A 21,788-nucleotide genomic window follows, 5' to 3' on the forward strand; every position below is an offset into this window, starting at 1 on the left:
ATCGGCTAAAGCTGAAATAAATAGAGAAGCCCCCTCCATTGCGGAGGGGTTTTTTTTGTGATTATAGCTGGCGTAGTATATTTCGAATTAGCGATATCAATTAGAGAATGTTAAGAAGTAGAACGCCTTACCGATCCGCGATTCGAAATGAGTGGTTTGGTTAGAGGTTGACGCCTTGAAAGGATGAAAGAAGCTCGTTTAAGCTTTGTAAAGATTGAGGTATGATTCGGCCATTTTAGCCCAGGTGAACTCTTTAGAATGTCGAACCGAGGCATTGGACAAATCTGCTAACCCAGTTCTATCCGCATTCGCTTCTTGAATTCGGCGGCGAAGGATCTCGACATCGCCTGTTGGAATGATCCAGCCGTTACCACGGATAAGCTCTTTACTCCCGCCGACATCGGTCAATAAAAGTGGAAGGCCTACCGCCATGGCTTCCAGTGCCGCATTGCTCATTCCTTCGTTATACGATGGCAGAACGAAGAGATCGTGTTGAGAGAGTTCCATTGGTATTTTCTCGTGTGGTAGTGCACCGGTGAGTGTTAGATCGACATTTAATTCTTTCGCCTGGCTCAAAAGAGCCTCTTTCTCGGGCCCATCGCCAATAATGGTAGCTGACACGCCTTGCGCGTCTTTGAGGGCCTCTAAGAGCAAATTATAGCCTTTTCTGGGTATTAGGCGACCGGTACTGACAATGCGCAATTGTCTCTCAGTATTAATTGAGGCTTTTTCTTCGAAATCTGATAATTTGATACCGTTGGGAATGATCTCGATAATCTTCTGTGAATTTGTATCCAGAGCGAGATCCTTAAGCCCTTGAGAATTGGCAACTACATGACGTGCTTTTTTCCATATCGACCTGCTCAAGCGCTGAAATAAAATTTTATCCTGCCAGTAAAAACGCTCGTTGTAAAACGGGACATCGCTTCCTCTCAACGACACGATATACGGTAGGCCCAGGCGCATAGCGATAAAACCGCATGGAATACCAAAAAAGGCATGAACAACGTCAAAGGGAGTATTTCGTTGTAGCCCCTTGGCCAATTTGTACGCCTTGTACGAATACGTCAGAAGGTCCTTTTGACTTTGGTAGTGGATATCTCCATTCTTACCAATGTCGAGGTAATGAATGTCGATGTTCGGTGCAACTTGCTCGTGTCGTGCTTTGTCGACCGAAGAGGTGATCAAAGTCGCGGATAGATCATCCGGCCGTAGGCCGAGCTCCTTCAATAAATAGTAAGTCGCGTTCGCAGCACCTCCTCCCAATGGCGGGTACTCGTAATTGAGAATGAGAACTCTCGGTTTATTCGTTTTCGATGACGCGGGCAATACTGTAGCTGTGGTCTTTTGTGGTTTCGAAGTAGTTCTTGATCATGATGTCTGCGAGCAAGCCCGAGATAAAGAGCTGCAGGCCTCCTAAAAACAGGAACATCGTTACCAACGGCCAGGCACTGTCCGACATGCTTTGCCCCATTAAGAATTGGTAAACCGTCCACAACCCCGCGAAAAAAGAGAGGATCATGGCCGATATGCCAATGCCGCCCAGTAAATGCAGTGGGCGAACAGAGTACTTATTCCAGAACCACACCGATATCATGTCGATGAGTCCCTTTAACGTGCGGCGCCAGTTGTATTTCGTTACACCGGCCGTTCGTGCACGGTGATTCACCACGACTTCTCCGACCTTGAATCCCTTGATCTTCAAAATGGCCGGTAAAAAGCGGTGCATCTCGCCGTATAGTGATATTCCTTTAAAGCAAGCCCTGCGATACACTTTCAGCGAACAGCCACTGTCGTGTATTCGATCGTTGATCAGTAGCTTTCGCAGCATGTTGGCTCCGCGCGATACAAAGTGCTTGGCGAAGGTGTCTTTCCGATTCTTGCGCCAGCCGCTCACGACATCTAACCCCTGTGAGTCTATGAATTCCAGCATGGCCGGAATGTCGACCGGATCGTTTTGCCGGTCGCCATCCATGGTCACGATATAGGTATACTGAGCTGCTTTAATTCCGGCGTCCATGGCAGCGGTCTGACCAAAATTCTTGCGGAATTCGATCAATTTTACGGGCTTCAACCCCTGAATGATCTCTATCGTGCGGTCAATCGAACCGTCATCCACAAAAATGATCTCGTATTGGTAGTTTTGTGCTTCGCAAGTTTCCACGATCTCGCGGTGGAGTTCGGCAACATTGCCTTCTTCGTTCATGACCGGTATGACCACCGAAATGTCCATGGGCGTTAAGTTTGCCCAAAGGTATAAAAACAGACCGCATCGGCCTTTTGGGGCGCGAGCGAAAAAAACTATTTTCGTAACTCATCCTCTCGTTCATGGCGAAACAAAAGCGCACAAAGAAGAAATCGAGCCTATTTACCCAACCCGAGATCATACTCATGCTTCTGGCGGCCTTGCTATACCTCAACACGCTTTCGCACGATTATGCTCTCGATGATAAGATCGTCATCACCAATAACCAATTCACCCGGAATGGCTTTGCCGGAATCGCCGATCACCTGTCCAACGAATCATTCGTCGGGTTCTTCGGCCAAAAAATGGAACTCGTTGCCGGCGCCCGATATCGCCCCCTGAGCCTCGTAACCTTCAGCATCGAAAATGCCCTCTTCGGAAATAACCCCGGTGTGAGCCACTTCTTCAATTTGCTGTTTTACGCCCTAACTGCGCTGATCCTCTATCGCTTCCTTAAAAGCTTACTCCGCGAAGAGGACGCTATCGCAAGCATGGCCTTTATCGCGGCCCTCCTCTTCGTAGTACACCCGCTTCATACCGAAGTGGTCGCCAACATCAAAGGTCGCGATGACCTTCTGGCCTTCTTACTCGCCGCCGCCGCGGGCCTGTATGCTTTAAAATCTGTGCCTAAGGCACGATTTGCAACTGGTATCCTTTTCTTCCTCGCCCTGCTCTCAAAGGAGAGCACTATAGCATTCGCGGTCATTTACCCCCTCGCTTTTTGGATCGCCCGGGTCGATGCGCAGGTATGGAAACGCATGATTCCCATCGGTATCGCCACCATTGCTTTTCTCGCCTTGAGGTTTGCTGTGGTTGGTTTTCCAAAGTCTGAGGTGGCCGACCAGCTGATGAATAACCCTTTCCTCGAAATGAACGCCTCGGAAAAATACGCGACCATCGTGTACACACTGGGGCAGTACATCAAGTTGAGCTTTATTCCCTACCCACTTACGCACGATTACTACCCGTATCACATTCCCATCCAGCAATGGACATCCATCGGAACGGTTCTTTCTTTGGCTGCCATCGTATTAGGGGTTGCGGGTGCTGTGATCGGAATCGTGCGGAAGACGTGGTGGGGGTTCGGTATTGCCGTTTTCTTCATCGGTCTGGGCTTGACCTCCAATGTGCTCTTTCCGGTGGGAGTATTCATGAGCGAGCGATTCGCGTATATCTCTACCTTTGGTTGGGCTATCGCTGTGGCTTTTTTCTTCAAAACATACTTGTTCAAGGAAGCTCCTCAATGGTCCCAATCCTCCTCTCTCTCAAAAGGAGTTCTGGTCAGTCTTGCCCTGTTGTTCAGTGTACTCACCATTGCTCGAAACCGCGACTGGAAAAACGATGATGCGCTCGTTGCCGCAGATATCGAGGTCAGCACCGAGAGTGCAAAGATTCATTTTACCTACGGCAAAATGATGTACCTAGAGGCCATGCAAAACCCGAACATGAATCAACACCGATCGATCCTTCAAGAGTCGAACCAACACCTTAAGAAATCGGAAGAAATTGATCCAACACTGCCCGACACTTACAACCTATTGGCGATTACAGGATACTACCTAACAGGAAATCCGGAAGTCTTTGTCGATAATTACCTCAGGTTGCTCGAGCTCAACAGGGACGTAGACGTAAAGGTCATACTCAAGAATATCCAGGACATTACAAAAGAAGCGGGCGTAGATAACCAAATTGCGATCTATGAAGGACTGTACCCTAAATTAACGCAGTCTTTTGACCTGAACATGATCCTCGCTACTTCGTATTCGAGACTGAAGAAGAACTTCAAAAAGGCCGTACCCTATTACGAAAAGGCACTGGAGATCCGACCCGATTACGCTACGGCTTGGCAAGATCTTGGACTCATTCAGCTCGAGCTGTCGAATTACGATGATAGTATTCGGGCCTTCAAAAAATTGGATTCCCTGCGGCCCAATGATAAAAAGGTAAAGGCCACCCTGGCCGATGTTTATATGAGAATGGGGGAGGCAGATAGCGCAGCCTATTATCGTCAACAAGCCCAATAAACATGGCAAAAAAGGCCAAGAATAAGCAAGTTTCGAGAAATAAAGGAGTCACGGCCCGTGCCATGACCTTGTTGCTCTTCGCCATCAGTGGGTTGGTGTACGTCAATACTCTGGGACACGGATTTGCGCTTGACGATTCAATCGTCATCACGGGCAATGAATACACCAAGCAAGGTTTTGAAGGTATAGGAGATCACCTTGCCAAGGACAGTTTCACCGGGTTCTTCGGAAACGAGCGCGACTTGGTCGCCGGAGGTAGATACCGCCCGATGTCGCTAATTTTCTTCTCGGCAGAATACGCTCTGTTTGGGGAGAATCCGGCTGTTGGCCATTTCCTCAACATCATCTTCTACGGTTTACTGACCGTGCTACTTTATTTTTGGCTATTTCGGTTACTCAAGGTCGAGGAACATCGACTTTGGACCGTACCCTTCATAGCAGCTCTTTTATTTGCTGTACACCCATTGCACACCGAGGTAGTGGCCAACATAAAAGGGCGCGACGATATATTCGCACTTCTAGGTTCGTTGGGCGCGGCGTGGTTCGCCCTGCGCTATAAAGACGAGCAAAAACCAACTCTTTTGCTGTGGTCCGGGCTGTTGTTCTTTTTTGGGATCATGTCGAAAGAAAACACCATTACATTCTTGGCGGTCATACCGCTTTCTCTGTTTTACTTTCGTAAATCAACCCTCAAAGACTACGCGATTACCTTTGCGCCTGCAATCGTGGCAACGGTAGTTTTCATGGCCCTAAGGATTTCGGTCGTGGGCGTCTTCAGCGGTGGGCAGGCGGATAACCTGATCAATAACCCGTTCATGGAGGCTACCGTTGGCGAACGCTACGGAACTACATTCTACACTTTGTGGCGTTACCTTCAGCTTCTCTTTGTTCCGGCAGGGTTGACCGCCGACTATTACCCATACCATATTCCGTTGATGGATTTTTCAGATTGGCGAGTTTGGCTGGGCATTGTTTCGAACGGTGCTCTATTTGTCTGGGGTTTGATAAAACTGCCCAAGAAGAACGTGGTCAGCTTTGGAATACTCTTCTATTTTGCCACACTCAGCATTGTGTCCAACGTGTTCTTCACTATTGGAGCATTCATGAACGAGAGGTTCGTTTTCATGTCTTCAGTAGGATGGGCACTTGCCGTGGCTGTTGGATTAGAGCATTTCCTCGATGAAAAAGACGGCCTCAAGGTGTCGGATCGGCTCAAATATGCCGTAATTGCCATTGCTGGAATCTTTGCCATTGTGAGCATTTCACGCAACCGCGACTGGAAGGATAATGAAACGCTTTATGCTGCCGATGTACAGACCTCGGTAAACAGTTGCAAGGTCAATTTGGTCTATGGTGTTCAGACCGTAAAGCGGGCGGTAAAACTTCCGGCCGGACAAAAGCGCGATGCCATGCTCAATGAGGGCATAAGCCATGTTGAAAGAGCATTGGAAATATATCCGAACTATATTGAAGCATTGAGTGAAATGGGAACCATTCGCTTCAATCAAGGCCGAATAGACGAGGCCGTCGACTACTACATTCGGTGTATGGATGTTAGAAATAACCAGGACAACAGGCGGATCATGATGTCGAACATCAATTTCGTTTTCAATAAGGTGAACGATCCAAATGGTCACCTCGATGCTGTAAATCGATTCCTCGAATACGATACGGTAAATGCCGAATCCCTTATGACGAAAGGGCGAATCCTGGAAAACGAGTTTGGGCGGCACGAAGAAGCTGCCCGAGCCTTCAGAGAAGCGGCGAGACGCGAACCCGAGAATCCAAATCCGTGGTATAGTTTGGGTGTGATCGCCTACAATAACAGAAACCCGGCCTTGCTCAGTGAATCGATCGACGAATTGGTTGCTCGAGAAGGGGAGTCGGAGCGTGTAAAGACTCTTAGAAAAGGACTCAATTAAGATTTATGGCTAAGAAAAAGGCAAAGAGCAAAGCGAAAAAATCGGCGGTAAATCAACCTTGGTGGCAACAGAGCCGAATGGTGTACCTCGTTCTCTGCATCGCGGGGTTGATCCTTTACGCGAACACTCTGGGTAACGATTACGCGTTGGACGACGCCATTGCGATTACTTCGAACCAGTTTACCAAGCAAGGGGTTGCCGGAATTCCCGACCTGTTCAAGTACGATACCTTCACCGGATTCTTCGGCACTGCGAAGGAACTGGTTGCCGGTGGCCGCTATCGACCGCTTTCATTGGTGACCTTTGCCATCGAATATGAGCTCTTTGGCGAAAGCCCATCGGCCGGCCACTTTTTTAATATTCTCTTTTACGTGCTCACGGCCATCGTTATTTGGCAGCTCGTTCAGCGAATGATCGCAAGTAAGTGGCCACAGGATTCGGACTCTGCGAATAAATGGTACCTGTCGCTACCGCTCGTAGTCGCTCTGCTGTTCTTGGCCCACCCATTGCACACGGAAGTCGTGGCGAACATCAAAGGGCGAGACGATATGCTGGCTTTTTTAGGCGCTATGCTGGCCTGGAAGTACTCCTGGGACTACTTAGACGGGAAAGGATTTAAATACGCCCTATTTTCGGCTTTAGCGCTCTTTGCAGGCTTACTCTCCAAGGAGAATGCCATCACCTTCCTTGCGGTAATTCCATTGGGTCACTATTTCTTTACGGAGAAATCGATTTCCAAGATTGCCATGAACTTTGTGCCCTTGCTCTTGGGAGCGGCGGCTTTCCTGGCCATTCGTTTTGCCGTGATCGGATTCCCGAAGACCGAGATCGCCACAGAGCTCATGAACAACCCCTTCTTGCAAATGAGTGTCACCCAAAAGTACGCGACCATCATTTACACATTGGGTGTATACCTGAAGCTTTTGTTCTTCCCGCACCCGTTAACGTACGATTACTACCCCTACCACATCCCAATCACGAATTTGACCGATCTCCGATTCATCACCAGCGCCGTGCTGTATGTCGCCATGGGAGTATTTGCATTGACTCGCTTGCCCAGGCGCGACGTCATGAGCTTTGGAATACTGTATTTCTTCGCTACCATGAGCATCGTTTCGAACCTCTTTTTCCCGATCGGTGCCTTCATGAACGAGCGTTTTGCTTACTTCGGTAGCTTCGCCTGGACCCTGCTCATAGGCGTGTTGCTGATTCGTCGACTTCCCCGTGTAATGGAGGCCCTACGGGCCGAAAAGGTTGCGCAGTACGTTATTGCTGTTCTATTGATTGGCTTCACTATCAAGACCGTTACGCGCAACCCCGACTGGAAGAATGACTTTACACTTTTCCAACACGATGTGCACATTTCGAAAAACAGTGCCAAGAGCAATGTTACCGCCGGAGGAAGCCTGATCGATGCCGCGGATGCCGTTCAGCAACCGCAGCAGCAAAAACAGATGTATCATGAAGCGATCGAGTATTTGGATCGAGCCTTGGAGATCCATCCGAATTACGTCGATGCACTATTGCTTCGCGGCAATGCCGAGTTTAAGTTGAATCAGAACATCGAAGGCACTCTGGAATACTATTTTGATATCCTTGAATTGGCTCCGGATAATGTCAATGTGCCGCGCAACATGTTGATCGTGCTGAATAGCTCGAAAAGCGCGAAGTACCAAGTAGAGGTTATCGATCGGTACTTGACGTATAAGCCAAATAACTACGAAATGCTCATCCGAAAAGGAGAGCTATATGGGAAGTCGATGAAAATGTTTGGAAAGGCAGAGGAGGCCTTTAAAGCGGCTACTGATGTGCATCCGGATGATGTTCGTGGCTGGAAAAACCTCGGAACCGTGTACGGAATCCGGGAGCGGTACCAAGATGCGATCAATGCCTTGAAGAAGGCCGAGCAAATTGCTCCTAACGACCGAGAGGTACTCATGAACTTGGCGATAACGTACAATCGCATGGGCGATTCAGAGATGGCCCGGCAGTATCAGCGGCGGGTGCCGAATTAGTAATACGATAAAGAAAATTCAGGGGTGGGAGGGGCTAATCCGCCCGTGAGGGCGAGAATAAAAAGGCCTTTAAAAGTCGCTCTTTCTACGTCAAATTTACGTAGGCGGCGATGGCGATCACAATGATGAAGCCCACGATCAGTGAGACCTCAAAGTAATTCGTCTTGCTATTGGAGTCCGTGCCCATGTCTTGGTTTTTATTCCCTTTAAAATAAAAAAGCAGCACTTTAATGAAAAAGCACTGCTAAAGTATTTGTTAACCAAGATATTAAGATGTGTTCGGCGTGACCTATTCGTTAAGAATTGCGGCCGCTTCATCTAGGCTCTTGTTCGTCAATTCTTTGAGTTTCTGCATCTTGTTTTTCTGCTCTTCGAGGTAGGCTTTGGCCGCTTCGGCACTTTCGTCGACAGAGGGTGGATTGTAGTCGCGCATCCAGTTCAGCATGCCTTGGTGGGCTCTCAATACCCGGGCTCGCGTGCTGTCCATTTCTATGCGTGCCACGCTGTCGAGCAGGGCGGTGGTGTCCGCAACCCTTTTAGCCAGGGCATCCTCGTATTTAGCTAAATCGGACATCTTGGCCATGACATCATCGTGCAGTTGCAACACTTCTTGTTCTAGCTCTTCGACCTGCGCTTTGTTGTTGTTGCACGAAACGAGTGAACCGGCTATCGCCAGGGCCATCAATATTTTTTTCATGGTTATCGTGGTTTAGATGGTCAAGATAAAAACCTCTCGATTATTCCGAGGCCCTTTTGTGAAAATTAACAAAATGAGCTCCGTGGGGGTTGTACCTTTGCACCAGAATTCGACATTATGAAGAGTCTTTGGATACGCATAGGAGTTGTTTTGGCCGTTGCCGTTGTGGGAATGTTGATCGCCGTTCCTATTTTGACGCCGGAAAAGAAATTACCGATCTACCAACCTTCCTACATCAACCCTAAGTTGGTCGATGAAGCAGTGCAGGGGATAAGCGCTGATCACGTGATCCGAGAATTTAGTTTGATCGATCAATCAGGTGAGGAATTTACCCGAGGCGACCTGGAAGGTTCGATCTACCTGTCCGACCATATGCAAGGACATGGTGAAACACATGTACTTGGTTCAAGAAGAGTTTCGCACCGACCCGGAAGTTCACTTGGTCTCGCATTCGGTTTTTCCCGAGCAAGATTCGGCGCCTGTACTGGCCGCTTATGCCGAGCAATACGGGATTGAGCAGCAGAAATGGGCCCTTTTGACAGGGGACAAACAAGAGATCTACGACCTCGCCAGGAAGTCGTATTTCGCTGTTACCACGGAGGGAAATGGCGGCCAAACCGATTTTATCCACACCGAAAATTTCGTGCTGGTCGATAAGGAGTTCCGCCTCAGAGGATTCTACGACGTACTGATAAGGCCGATGTGCAGCGGTTGATTCGGGACATAGACGTGCTTAAAGAAGAGTACGACATCGAGTGAGATGCTTTTAAAGCTGCAATACGAGTTGCCACTCGACAAGGGCCTTGTTGTATTCTGTCACGAGACCGATATAGTCTACCCAGTAGGCCAAGCGTTGTCTAAATCATTTGAGTTTTGAGTCCTTTTAAGCAGCTCCGGCGCTACGGTTAAGTAATGGCCTTCAAATCGCGAAAACTCTTCGATCAAGTTTACTTTAAGTTGATCTCGATCAAACGTTTCCTGGCTCGGTACTCCGGCGGGTAGCTCGGCGATCGGTTCCACTTTTTGCTCGAACCAATTGGACCAAGGTACATCCATCTGAATTAAAATTCCATCGTATCCGTAAGTATCGGCAATGGTCAATTGATAGTATCCGAACCAAATGTCGGGGAGTTTTTGGCTGAAATTGTATCGACGTTCCCATTTTGTGACTGAGCTTTGTGCGTTATTTCGTAGGCTGAGTAGTGAGAAATCCTCAGAAACCTGCGATTCAACAGAAGATCGAATCATGGGTTTAGGCGTCTCGGTCGGTGCCAGCTCACTTGAAAGGTTCACTTTACCCGTAAATCGTTTGAGTTTCTCTTCGCATCGGCTTTGCCAAGAGCTCATTTCTATATGCCGCTTGGTCCATTTCCAAGTAGTGTCAAAATCCACGGAGTCCACTTTTTCGAATAATCTGTTAAGTTGCTTCAGTAAAAATGCAGCACTGACCCAGTCGAGGTAAGCTTGTCGCACGGCGACATCTATACGAGCGGACTCCAAGGCTAGTTGGAATTCCAAGTCTTTCCGGCGGGCTTTATTCCACTGTGTTAAATAAATCTGATCAAAACCATTTCCTAAATTTTGCTTTGCCAGGCCCTGAAAATCACTGGGATACGGCCCGTTAAATTCTCCCCGAATGAACTCAATCTCCATAGAATCCAGGGCCCTATTTCCGCGCATATCGGCAGCCTCCTCATTTAGTTTTTCGTAAAGTCTCAAGTGCATGAATCCCGACCGCCGCGCATCTTCGACTGCATTTCTCATGCTATAGTGAGACTGGGCTGAACTGTACGTCCATAGAGTTAAAAAGATAGCTGGCAGGATAACTTTGCCATGCATGGATGATTGACAAATTACACGAGCTAGTGATGATGAATCCATTGTTTATGGATTCGGCCACTATTTTCCACTTCGACCAAAAGGCGTCCAAATATTCCATCCGGACCCTCTAAAACTACACGATTTTCATTATTCAACGAAAATTCGCCTTCATTGATCGTTCTTCCATGTGCATCGTATATTTTAATCTTAATTCTGGTCGACAGGGGATTGTACACTTCTAAATGAATTTTGCCGCTCGATGGATTCGGATACACCTTGACCCGGTCGGCATTGGATGGGGCAACAGCTTCCCAAGACGATACGTTCCCCGGCACCAGCCACACTTTGAACCACCGCAAACCGGCATCGCTTTGGGACCCGTCGTTCACAAAGAAGATGTTGGCAGCAGAGCTTTCGATACCTCCGTACACGTAACCCGCCAATACCGGGTAGTTTTCATTTCCGGTCCAATGCAGAATCTCTTGATCGTCGTAATTGCTGCCTGCGGCAGGAATAAATTCTGCGCCGGAGCCCAGGAGTCCGGGCATTTGTTCGGCAAAATAGTGCTCGCTCAACGCATTTGCGGAATCCCGACTGATACATGATATCGTCGACGTGAATGGCACATTGGTATCATCGTCTAACCCACCACTTGAATTCGGTACGTACCGAGCAAGACCACCAAAGAATACGGTGTGGTTCGATAGGGTCGCCTCGTCATACACAACAACATGTGCGATGTGGTACTGATTCAGCTGTTGTTGGGCGTCGTTCCTTACGGTATATGACTCGGGTACGATGTCCACGAAATTCAGCCAGGGGAGGTCTGTTTGTGGTTGAAACACTCCCGAGAAAGCCGTAAAACCCCGCTGATCACCTGGAAATATTTGTGCAGCCAAGTTGTAGTCGCGCCGGTGAAGATCCTGCTCATTTCGGGTCTCACTGACATTCGAAAGAACTAATGATGTGCCATCGTCGAAGAGGCTGAATGTGCGAATGACATTGGTGTATCGCTGTGTGAATCCCGGTTCGTGTGTGGGCCCCATTGGATTGTATCGGCCGTGGAAGTACTGACCTCCGACTAGGTAGAACGTATCGCTCAACAAGCCGATGTAGCCGCCCGTCGCGGCAAACGAAGTATCTGTTAGGGTACGAACATGAGCATCGATGGGCTGGTCGTTGAGTATTTGTTGAACGGTTTGGTTCACATCAATAGCGATCAGTCGGTCAAATGTGGAATGGTCCGATAAGGAGGTGCGGTAGCCGTAACCCCCAACGAAGTAGAGCGGGTTTCCCCGCTGTATGAACTCCGGGTTGGTCGATGACAATTGCTCACGTTGATCCAAGGTTAGGTCACTTCCGAGGTCCCGCGAAGCTAAAAGTGTTCCGGAAGTGTCGAGAACATAGAGTGTTCCATTATTTCCGGCCGCGTCGAATGAAGCAAAAGGTTGTCTTCGATGCAGGCCATCTGTACGGCCCGCGATGATCAATATTCGAGCAAGCGAATCTTGACCCCATGCAAAGCTTTGAACTCCGGGCAATCCGGCAGCCGTAACTTCTTCTAGTTGAATCGAAAAGGGAGCCTGAGCATGGAGTTGAAATTCTGCCGGGAGGATGGTGAAAAACAAAACAAAAGAGCGCATACTTGTCTAATTTCGGGGCAAGGTATACGCTCTTTTGAACCCAAACTATGACTTTGGTCGCTTACAGATTTCTTGTTCTGTAGCCGTAGAATAAGTGAATGGCATAGAAGAACATTATAAGTGGAATCAACATGATCTTCCAATGGAACTCGCCAAGGTAAACGATGTTGATCACGGCGACCAGGATGCTACCTATTGCAGCCCAATAAGCTCTGAATAAAATGCTCTTTCGCTGAATCCATACAGCCAGAGGTGCTACAAGTAAGATCACTAAAAAGGGGAAGTAGGTTTTCCATAATAAAATGTTTAAAATTTCATCTCATTCAGAGAGGGGAGGGTCCTCCGCAAATGGCATCGTGCGTGGGGCCGAAACACCAGGTGCTCGATTCGTCCCCGAGCCATTGTACGTCTTCAACTCAATTTGCACTTTTGGGTCTAAAAGCTGAGAAAGAGTTACAGCTAATTTAGGTTTATTTTTGATTCTGCCTCACACCCGTCCAAAATAAATTTTTCTGAGGCATAAAAAAGGAGCGCTGCCCAAAGGGCTGTATTGCTCCATGGCACAAGGCCAGTAGAGATATGGTCCTAATCCGGCACAACCGATCAATGCTGCTGAGTAGTCGTAGTAATTACACCCATCTCTTTCGCGACCTGCGATACCAAATAATTCTTCAAATGGCTCGGAGTGCTCTCTGAGCGCATCGAACATCTTAGGAATGCAATCCGAATTGCAGACTTCAGGGAGCGATTGAATTTCTACGCCATTCGCCTCAGCCTGTTCTCCGGCCGTTTGAAGGATCAGGGAAAATGCTTGTCCTTCTTCGTTGGAGATTTCTAGAAGCGTTTTGATGGCAGTTTCATCATTTTCAACGAATGCAACTTCTAGATCGTTCCATATTTCGGGCTTTTGAACGATTCGTCGACCGATTTCATTCCATACAGCGACGAGCTGCGAGTGAATGATAGCCAAATCATCATCAGAAACCTGATCTGTCGTTTTTGTTTCCGGTTTCAGAGATTGGTCTTCCTCATTTTCACAGGACCAAAACACCATACTTATGGCGACTAGTCCCGCTGCGATAAAAATTTTCTTCATGACTCATAGAGTTTAAATGGTTAAAAATTGAAATCGCAGAATTCCAGAGGGTGCAGAGTGCCTGATTGTCAATGAACTAAACCGAAAGTACGAAAATATTCACGAGGCCTTGTTCGAACCGTCGAGCGTTTTGGACATTGCGTATTTCTTTCTTTTTCGTTTGGTGGTTCCATAAAAGGTCGTATCTTTGTCGTCCAATTATCGCGGGGTGGAGCAGTTGGTAGCTCGTCGGGCTCATCCCGCTACAAGAACCGAATGAGCCCGGGAATTTCCTGGGCTTTTTTCATTTCTGGATGGCTCGAAGCTCGCTTCGATGCCAGAAGGAAATGAGAAAAGCCGGTGTCACCGAGCTCTTTCGATTCTTGTTAAGCATCCCCAAACCAGGTCCTTCGGCTTCGCCGAAAGTCCTTGTAGCTCATTGGCAGGCGCAAGCTCGCTTGCAGCCTGTCGGTAGCGAAAAAAGCGAGTGAAGCGAGGCCTCGATTGGCTTTGTTAAGCACCCCCAAACCAGGTCCTTCGGCTTTGCCGAAAGTCCTGCCCCCGCTACTATTCCACCGGAAACCTCAGTAAACACTGGGGTTTCGGTGTTTTTAGGGTAATCATCGGGACCATATCGGGACTGATGTGTGTTGAGTTACGTGCGGCGGTGCAGCCAAAGCCGTAAAAAAATGCCTGACCTTAAAAAATTGATGCCGGGTCAAATCCGGTACACCCCCCCCCACAGTTCTATCAAGGAGAAGTTGACACCTTTGTGTGGTACCGTTGCTGGCACCCCATCGAAGGCAAAATGAAGCGCAAGAAGATCAAGCTCAAGCGCATCAAGAACAAGCGTGAACGCCGCAAACACGCCAACGAGCTCATCCGCAAACTCAATCGCGAACTCGAATCCGGATACAACCCGTGGATGGAACAAGAATCGGCCAACGCCTTTGCCACCGTCGACGAGGTGTTCGATCGATACCTGCTCTTCAAGCAACGCGATTGTAAAACAGGCGGCATTCGCAAAGACTCGCTCCGCACCGATACATCGTTCATCAGCGTCTTCCGCAAGTGGTTAAAGGAGAACCATTTCGATCTGGTATACATCATGGAGCTCAAGCGGTCACACCTCATGCAGTACCTCGACCACATGTATTTGGATCGGGAAGTTTCAGCGCGCACCCGCAACCACCACCACGACTTCCTAGTAAAGCTTGGCCGCTGGATGGTCTCCCAAGAATACTGCAAGGCTAACCCGGCTGAGGAGATCCCAAAACTGCGCGAGGCTCCCCGCCGACGCCAACCCATTAGCGCGGTCAATAAGGTACGCCCGCATGAGTTTCTTCAGGAGCACGATCCGCACTACCTCCGTCTGTGCCTTGCCGCCTACTACTGCCTCATTCGCCGTAAGGAGCTCTGCTTCATAAGGGTGAAAGATGTGTACCTCGATCGAGGCTACATTTACGTGGGACACGAGGTGGCCAAGAACCGAAAGGAGCGCTCGGCCACCATCCCCAAGGTGTTCGAAAAAGAGTTGCGGAGCCTGCGGCTCGATGATTGTCCGCCCAATTATTACCTCTTTTCTGCTGACGGGTTTAAACCCGGCCCCGAAATGCTGAATCCAAAAAAGATCACCGATGTCCGGACCAAGTACCGGCGGCAAATACCGCTGCCGCCAAACAACCAGTTCTACAGCCTACGTGAAACGGGCATAACGGATATGGTCCACAAGATTGATCCCCACTCGGTTCGCGACCACGCCGACCACCATAGCCTTGAGATCACCAATGGTTACGTTGCGCAGGACATGAAGAGAGCCTCCGAGATCATTCGCAACAAGGTGCGCGGGTTTACGGATCCGGATTAAAACGCATCAGGCCCTTGACCTTCACCTTCAGGTGATCGTGAACCACCTCGATTTCGCGTTCGATCGGAATGATGGTTCGGCCATAAGCGCGGAAGGGCTCGTTGGGCGGAAGCTCAGCGAGCTCTTTTGTATCAGGGTACCACTCGAACTCGATTTCTTTACTGTTGAGCAGCATCTGGTACCATGGATAGAAGTTTGCTTTCCACAGGGTCTGAATCTGACTTTCCGGGATAGACTCATCGAAGGCGTTGATGCGCAGTGCAAACGAAATGTCTATTGGCCCGAATGATATGGAGTAGTAGGGGTGCGCTCCTGTTGAGTTGGCAAAGAGAAAAATATCATCAGGCGTAAGCTTTCCCCGGTGGAACATGAGCCTGAGATGTTCAAGCTCTCCTTTTACACCCGCTGTTTCATTGTATCCTTCAAGGCGTGTGAACGGAAGGTATTCGTACCGATTGAACTCTATGTCGTCGAAATCACTTCCTTTTTTCAACGGCAGCGGAGTGCCCTCCACCTCTTTTACTTCATCGACATCCGTCACATTTTCAACGCGTTCCTCAGAATATACTCCATCCACAGCAAGTATTCCCGTGAGCTGAATTTCGTCGTATGACTTATCTTTGGGCTTCTTGAAGCCTATGAATCGCGACTTTTTCTCACGGGATATTGTTGGCACCGGAGATACGCTATCCGATGCGTTAAACGGAAGAACAGCGACACCTGTTGATGGGGCTGAAACGGTCACCACCTTTTCATCAAGCGATGCGTAGAAATTGAGGTTTAAGGCGTCTTTGAGCTTGGATATGAACTCACCGAAGGTCCAGTCCGGAACATGGTTGGCCAAATCAAAGTCAAGCATCCTCAGTCTATTGGACCAGCTCCAATTCTTCCACTCAATTCGAATGTAATTGACCTTAGCCTGAATGTGCAGTGTGGATCCCGTACCCACATCTTCGTATATAGGTTCAGCGTAGATCTTGAGTAAATCACCGGAGGCTATGCCATTTAGTAGACCTTTCCCTTCTTTCTTAATCACGACCTTGTCACCCACAGTCATGCCTCCGAGCTGGTGCTGATGAAATGCAACTAATTCGCCAGGTGCATCATTACCGACATAGATGTTGAAGTAGTCTGTTCCGGGTACGGCGTTATAGGTTGCGCCACATTCAAATTCAAGCTCAATGCTTAACTCATAGATAGAGTTGACCTTATCAGCATGGTACGCTGATGTAGCGTCGTTGTACTTATTGTCTGAGTCCGTGAGCTCAACCTCAGCCTTTAGCTTGTGAACTGTTCCGGGTGTTCCGTGCCAATTCTGAGCGGAGTCATGTTCAGCTCTAACAAGTCCATAGTCCTCCATTCGACCGATGCCTTTGTTACACAACAGAAAAATGCTTGTCAAATACCCGGTAAGGCCTTCAACGTGATAGCCGGCCGCAGCGAATCCTTTTTCGATCAAATGACAAATGAACACTTGAGGCACAGCATCCGAGAAATTTACAGGTATACCTTCATCAACACCTCCGGCCGTAGTTCCATCACTAATTGGGTTCCAAGCTATTTCACCACTTCTGTATGGATCCGGCAGGTTGATCAGACCGGAGTAGTACGGGAACTTCTTATTGGAGTCATCACCGTCCGGATTCTCACCGAAGTACTCACGCCAGATTATGAGAGGGAAACAACAGTCACGATCAGGCCAACTGTAGTCCCAAGCTTCAATGGTTTGCAAGTCATCTACTACATAGCTTTTTAGAGGGAGGCTGCTTAATGGCTGCTCCATCACATCTGAAACCAAATGCCCGGTCTTAATGGACACTTCATACCCGGACGAGCTGGCCTTCCAGAATCTCACTTTCGCTAGATAGCTTACTCCAATGAAATTCAATACGCCGTCTAGCACGCGAATATCGGTGTCGGACTCGGGCAGGTGAAAGAGTCCGAGCACTCTGTTATTTACAGGAGATATCGGAAGGGTAATGGGGTAGGTGTAATCCGCAGTTAAACCGTCTTCAAAGATTTGGTTCTTCTCGACCTTCGTTAATCGGAGGTTCTTGGGAAGATCCACTGAGACCCCTTCTATAATGAGCTCTATATTCCCGATCTTCATGCGTGGTGCTGTTGTTCAGAGTCAATCAAGAATTTCATGGTGACGCCTTTGAAGAACTCCTTTCCGGCGTATAGATCAACCTCACGGCGTTCGGCGATAACGGGCACCCACCCGCCTTCGTACCATAGGTAGACTTCATCGGAAAGCACAAAGTCGACGAAGTGATCGAGTTCATTTCGCGAGAGAAAGCCGGTGGAGGCCTCGAGGGAGCGTTGCGCACGAACCTTGTTGACGAAGATTTCTGAGAAGTCGGTGTCGTAGCCAGCCTCCAGCACTCGGGCGGCGAGCTCGGTCTCCACCTTCACGCCTTCGAAAGAGTCCCCATCGAACCGTAGGTTCTCGAACACACCAAATGAATTTCGGTATAAGAACAAACGCTCGGACTTGCGGCGGCGGCGATCAACCTTGAACGGCATCTTAGGTGAAAGGATGTCGCTGGTCGACATGTTCTTGGCAATCCAAAGCTCGTATGAATCCATCGTCTTTTCTGAATCGAGTTGACTTTCGAACTGCGCCCAGGACACGTCTACCTGAATTACATCATACCAGCCCATGTTGTCAAGCTTCGGATCCGGGTCTTCATCAACCCCCACAGTAAACGACTCGGACGTACCATCCGTGTACGTGACTGTGCAGCGCAAATAGATGTTGGAAGAACTTGCATTGGCGTGAACGTAGTACAGATAGGCTTTTTGGTTTTGACGAACTCTACGAGCGTAGTTGAACCATGTGAGCCAACGCTCTTGAGAATCGACGCTATTCCAACGACTCAGTAAATCCACGCTTGGAGATTTCCATTTTGGAGTGCCCCCTGCAAATGTCCAGATTAGGATCTCGGTGTCTTGAACGCCGTAGTATGTAGGATGGGAGGTGCTTACGACTTTTCGATCATATGCGCGAAGACCAATGTAGTTGACTACCGAGTTCCTACGCACCATAGTGCCGCCGGCCGGGAGTTCAAGATCGCAAGGTAAGTTGCGTGTGATTCTCGATAGATCAAACTTGGCCACGCCACTCTCATCAACGGTCTTAGAAACGCGCTGAAAGAATGTCCAATCGTTGGCACTAAAGGAAAGGCCCGGGGTGGTGCCCAGCCAGACCTCAAGCACAATGGCGTATTCAGGAATGTAGTAGTCCTTGAACAGCAGATTCTCCTGAGTTAATGACCAAGGCTGACCGGCTTCTACGGTTAAGGTGTAGGGCGGCATGTTGTCGTAATCGCGCACCTCCAACTTGAATTTGTTGACATCGGATCGGTAGATCGCGAAATACTTCATGAGGATAGGGTTCCTCAACAGAATCGGTATAACCTCGTCATCGATGTAGTCCGTGACGCTAACGTATCCTGTGCCATCGAAGAACTGCAAAGTGTCGTCTGCATCAGGAGACACGCCAATGGCTTCAAAGGTCATATCGATATTTAGAGACGGAATAGCGAAGTGGAACACATCGCCCGTATTCGGCAGGTTCGGCACGTTGAAGATGATCGCCGACGGATCGTCGTTGAGACTTTCGTCAATATAGCCGTCACCTGTAATGCGCACTAAATGCGGATCGTCAGCAAGAATTGGACCTGTAGGAGCTTCATTAATTACAATGGGCATATCAGCTGATTTTAGCGTCGTCTTCGACTTGTTTTAGAAATGAATCTCTACTGCGGAGTTCGCGGATGGTGGAGTCGCCAATCATGGCGATTATGCCTTCTTCTTGAAGTTGACGCAGTAGGATCAGGTGTTGGTTCAACACATGCTCTAGACTGCTGTGGGGCGTGCTGGCTGAAGAAGCTGTGGAACCTGTTGCAGCGGAAGATGGTGATTGTCGAGGAACAGGGACTCCGCCACGCTCGAATTTCATGACGGCACCGAGCATTTTGTCGAAGTTCATCTGAGGGCCGGCGTTCGCCAGCCAATCGACTCGTGCGCCATTTTTGAACATGCTGCTGTAGAGCAAGGCGTCTACTGCTTCGCGGTTGTTCGCGTAGGTTTCGCGCGAAAGAAGCGGCTCACCTTCTTCGACCTCGGCAATGAGCTGGCCAGTACGGCCGTCAAAGACCGGATTGCCACCGGAAGAGTGGCGTCGACCTTTTAGAACACCACCTGAAGCCATGAACTGAGGCGCCTCAGGCGGATCATCAGTAAGCATCTTTTTTGCCTTAAGCATGTTGGCTGTCACCATGGCCAGCGTCGAGGCAAACTGCACGGCAAAAGCTATGGGATTACCTGTTTTTGCTGCTCCCGCCACGAGTGAGCTTATGGCTGAGGCAGTATCAACGCCGATCTGGAACAAAGCGAGCGCCTTTTGAAAGCCTGCGGCTTCTGAGGCATTACCCGCCACCATGGACAACAAGTTCGACATGGATTGCGCGAGGTTGTTGGCAATGCTTCGACGGGTTTCGATGGCGGCAAGCTCCGCTTGGATGATTTGATCTTGCTTCTGCTGTTCTTTCTGGACCTCAGTGAGTCGATGCTTGTCGTTTAGCGCTGCGACCTCTTCATTCCAAAGGTGCATGATAAGGGCCTCTTCTTCGCTTCCGGACTCTACTTGTGACCAGAGATCCTCGTACTTTTTATGAACCGCATTAAGCTCGCGCTCATTGGCACTTAGCCCTAACATGTAGAGCTGATCTTGCAGTGCGATTTTTTGCTCAATGTCACGCTGACGGTATATCTCTTCTTGGGCTTTTATGGCTGCAAGTCGATCCTTTTCGAGCTCTACGGTTGAAAGGCCGTACTCTTCTGCGAGGCGAATCTTCTCGTCGTATTGATTGCGGATGCGCTGGAGCTCACGCTCATCTTCGCCCATGGCGGCGAGTTCACGATTCAGGGCCGCATCGGCTAAGAACTTGTTGATGTCTTCCTCGGCCTTTGCCTTTTCCTTGGCCTGCTTCTCGGCAGCTTTTTTGCGTTCCTTTTCTAGGGCCTCCTGTTTCTCCTTCTCGGCATTGAGTTCTTCCTGCGCTTGATTAACGGCCATTTGAAGGGTTTCGAGATCCATCTCCTCAATGCCCTCGAGCTTTAGTCTGTGGCCTTCGTTCCGTAGTTGTCCGAGAAGCTTTTGATTCTCGGCTTCGATCTCTTGCTCCCTTCGAGCTTGTTCCTCAGCGGCCAGCTCTTGTTCTCGCATTATTCTCTCAGCAATGGCTTTACTCTGATTCTTAGCTGATTGAATTCCGGTGACATCCATAAAGCCCCATACCTTTTCCCAAAATCCAACACTATCCGACGAAGCCGCCGCGGCCGCTCCAGCTACGGACAGCTTTGTCGCTGACCAGATTCGACCCAGTGTAGAGTTCGGACCGGTAAGGTCCACGATCACTTGATTCCAAAGCTTCGAAGCCTCAAGGTTGTTCTGCTGGGCAACAGTCAAGTCACTTGTGCGGTCGATCATCTCCTCGAGCGCTACATTCGAGTCCTGAAGCGAGGTTAGGAATTCAAGTCCGGCATCTTCGCCGGCACCGCCAAACACATCGGCCAGCACCTGACCAACGCGTTGAGACTGCGGTGGGAGGGTGTCGAGCCTACTTGAAACCTGGCGAATGACATCGATCATCTTCAGCGAACCGTTCTCGAGGCCTTCTTGTATTTCGGTAGATGACAAACCGATGGACTCGAGTGCCTCTTTCGTAGCCGGCGTCATTTCGCGCAGACGTATGTTCGCCTCTTTGATGACATCGATTCCTTTGTCAGAATACACGCCCTCTTTGACCTGGCGGGTCATGATCGCAATAGCCTCTTCGCCTTCGACTCCCGTTTCTTTGAGCAGCTGAGGATACTCGCGCAGCTGATCAAGGAATTCTCCGGAGACATCTGCTCCGGCCAAGAACCCTTTTTCCATTGACTCAAGAGCTTCCGCTTGGGTGACATTAAAGGCTTGAGCTTAGTTGTTTGCGGCCTCCATGACCTTGTTCACGTCTTGGTCAAAGGTCTGGGCAATGGCCTTTGAGTTGGCCACGAAGGTATTGAGCGACTCTTCAGTAAGGTCGGTGAGCTGTGTGGCGGTGGTCTTTAGCTTATTCATCTCGGACACAGTGCGCGTGATCCACCCGGCGAATTCCATGACCTTTTGAACGGCAAAGGCAGCGACCATGGCCGAGCCAAGAGTAGGGAGCATCCCTTTGATTGCCGAAAGACCTCCGCCGCCTTTTTTACCGGAAACGCCGTTGATCTCGTTACGAAGATCTTTCATTCCACCTTTCAACTCAGTGAATCGACCTTGGAGCTCCTTGAATTTTTTCCGATCCTCGGGCTTGTCTGTATTGACCCCCTATAAATTGGACAGAAATCATCAATTAATTTAGCAGAGTTTTTGGGTTTAACAATTTATTTTCTTGATTTTTTGTGGGTTTATAGTTTTGTTTCCAGACCCGGTC

The 21,788-nt window shown here is 49.1% G+C and carries 15 protein-coding genes and 1 pseudogene; 5 read left to right on the forward strand and 11 right to left on the reverse strand.

Annotated features, from left to right (window positions below; genetic code table 11):
* Window positions 1–198 precede the first annotated feature (198 nt).
* The gene (locus J4F31_10245; GenBank protein ID MCE2496937.1) at window positions 199–1,329 is read right to left on the reverse strand and encodes a glycosyltransferase family 4 protein; all 1,131 of its coding nucleotides are present in this window, start codon (window positions 1,327–1,329) and stop codon (window positions 199–201) included.
* Entirely contained in the window at window positions 1,304–2,233 is a 930-nt protein-coding gene (locus J4F31_10250; GenBank protein ID MCE2496938.1) for a glycosyltransferase family 2 protein, read from the reverse strand. The genes J4F31_10245 and J4F31_10250 overlap by 26 nt, the downstream gene beginning before the upstream one ends.
* 95 nt (window positions 2,234–2,328) lie before the next feature.
* Here J4F31_10250 and J4F31_10255 point away from each other — a divergent pair, with 95 nt between their 5' ends.
* Genes J4F31_10255 through J4F31_10265 form a run of 3 tightly spaced genes read left to right on the forward strand, consistent with a single transcriptional unit; the run spans window position 2,329 to window position 8,206 of the window.
* Window positions 2,329–4,269, forward strand: a complete 1,941-nt coding sequence (locus tag J4F31_10255; GenBank protein ID MCE2496939.1) for a glycosyltransferase family 39 protein — start codon at window positions 2,329–2,331, stop codon at window positions 4,267–4,269.
* A gap of 2 nt (window positions 4,270–4,271) precedes the next feature.
* Window positions 4,272–6,191: a glycosyltransferase family 39 protein gene (locus J4F31_10260; protein ID MCE2496940.1), complete on the forward strand. Its 1,920-nt coding sequence runs from the start codon at window positions 4,272–4,274 to the stop codon at window positions 6,189–6,191.
* A 5-nt stretch (window positions 6,192–6,196) separates the two neighbouring features.
* Window positions 6,197–8,206: a tetratricopeptide repeat protein gene (locus J4F31_10265; GenBank protein MCE2496941.1), complete on the forward strand. Its 2,010-nt coding sequence runs from the start codon at window positions 6,197–6,199 to the stop codon at window positions 8,204–8,206.
* 289 nt (window positions 8,207–8,495) lie between these two features.
* On the opposite strand, the gene J4F31_10270 is transcribed toward J4F31_10265, so the two are convergent.
* A complete protein-coding gene (locus J4F31_10270) occupies window positions 8,496–8,903 on the reverse strand; it encodes a hypothetical protein (GenBank protein ID MCE2496942.1) in 408 nt (135 codons plus the stop codon).
* 117 nt (window positions 8,904–9,020) lie between these two features.
* On the opposite strand from J4F31_10270, the pseudogene J4F31_10275 reads away from it, so the two are divergent.
* Window positions 9,021–9,662, forward strand: a pseudogene (locus J4F31_10275) (SCO family protein).
* Between the two features lie 75 nt (window positions 9,663–9,737).
* Here the strand turns inward: J4F31_10275 and J4F31_10280 are convergent.
* The 4 genes from J4F31_10280 to J4F31_10295 all read right to left on the reverse strand — a co-directional run bounded on the left by J4F31_10280 (window position 9,738) and on the right by J4F31_10295 (window position 13,463).
* Window positions 9,738–10,667 carry a hypothetical protein gene (locus J4F31_10280; protein ID MCE2496943.1) on the reverse strand — a complete coding sequence of 310 codons (930 nt, stop codon included), beginning with the start codon at window positions 10,665–10,667 and terminating at the stop codon, window positions 9,738–9,740.
* Window positions 10,668–10,765: 98 nt separating this feature from the next.
* Window positions 10,766–12,367, reverse strand: a complete 1,602-nt coding sequence (locus J4F31_10285; GenBank protein ID MCE2496944.1) for a T9SS type A sorting domain-containing protein — start codon at window positions 12,365–12,367, stop codon at window positions 10,766–10,768.
* Window positions 12,368–12,428: 61 nt separating this feature from the next.
* Window positions 12,429–12,638: a hypothetical protein gene (locus J4F31_10290; protein ID MCE2496945.1), complete on the reverse strand. Its 210-nt coding sequence runs from the start codon at window positions 12,636–12,638 to the stop codon at window positions 12,429–12,431.
* A 216-nt stretch (window positions 12,639–12,854) separates the two neighbouring features.
* Window positions 12,855–13,463, reverse strand: a complete 609-nt coding sequence (locus J4F31_10295) for a hypothetical protein (protein ID MCE2496946.1) — start codon at window positions 13,461–13,463, stop codon at window positions 12,855–12,857.
* Window positions 13,464–14,250: 787 nt separating this feature from the next.
* On the opposite strand from J4F31_10295, the gene J4F31_10300 reads away from it, so the two are divergent.
* On the forward strand, window positions 14,251–15,309 hold the full coding sequence (locus J4F31_10300) for a site-specific integrase (protein MCE2496947.1): 1,059 nt from the start codon (window positions 14,251–14,253) through the stop codon (window positions 15,307–15,309).
* Here the strand turns inward: J4F31_10300 and J4F31_10305 are convergent.
* The 4 genes from J4F31_10305 to J4F31_10320 are packed head-to-tail and all read right to left on the reverse strand — an operon-like array spanning window position 15,293 to window position 21,604.
* Window positions 15,293–17,419, reverse strand: coding sequence for a hypothetical protein (locus tag J4F31_10305; protein MCE2496948.1), 2,127 nt, complete (start codon window positions 17,417–17,419; stop codon window positions 15,293–15,295). The two genes, J4F31_10300 and J4F31_10305, sit on opposite strands and share 17 nt — an antisense overlap.
* Window positions 17,416–19,023: a hypothetical protein gene (locus J4F31_10310; GenBank protein ID MCE2496949.1), complete on the reverse strand. Its 1,608-nt coding sequence runs from the start codon at window positions 19,021–19,023 to the stop codon at window positions 17,416–17,418. The genes J4F31_10305 and J4F31_10310 overlap by 4 nt, the downstream gene beginning before the upstream one ends.
* Window position 19,024: 1 nt before the next feature.
* Complete coding sequence (locus J4F31_10315; GenBank protein ID MCE2496950.1) at window positions 19,025–21,253, reverse strand: hypothetical protein; 2,229 nt, start codon at window positions 21,251–21,253, stop codon at window positions 19,025–19,027.
* A 42-nt stretch (window positions 21,254–21,295) separates the two neighbouring features.
* A complete protein-coding gene (locus J4F31_10320; GenBank protein ID MCE2496951.1) occupies window positions 21,296–21,604 on the reverse strand; it encodes a hypothetical protein in 309 nt (102 codons plus the stop codon).
* Between the last annotated feature and the right edge of the window lie 184 nt (window positions 21,605–21,788).

This window comes from Flavobacteriales bacterium, from assembly GCA_021296215.1.
In the GTDB taxonomy this organism is placed as follows: domain Bacteria; phylum Bacteroidota; class Bacteroidia; order Flavobacteriales; family ECT2AJA-044; genus ECT2AJA-044.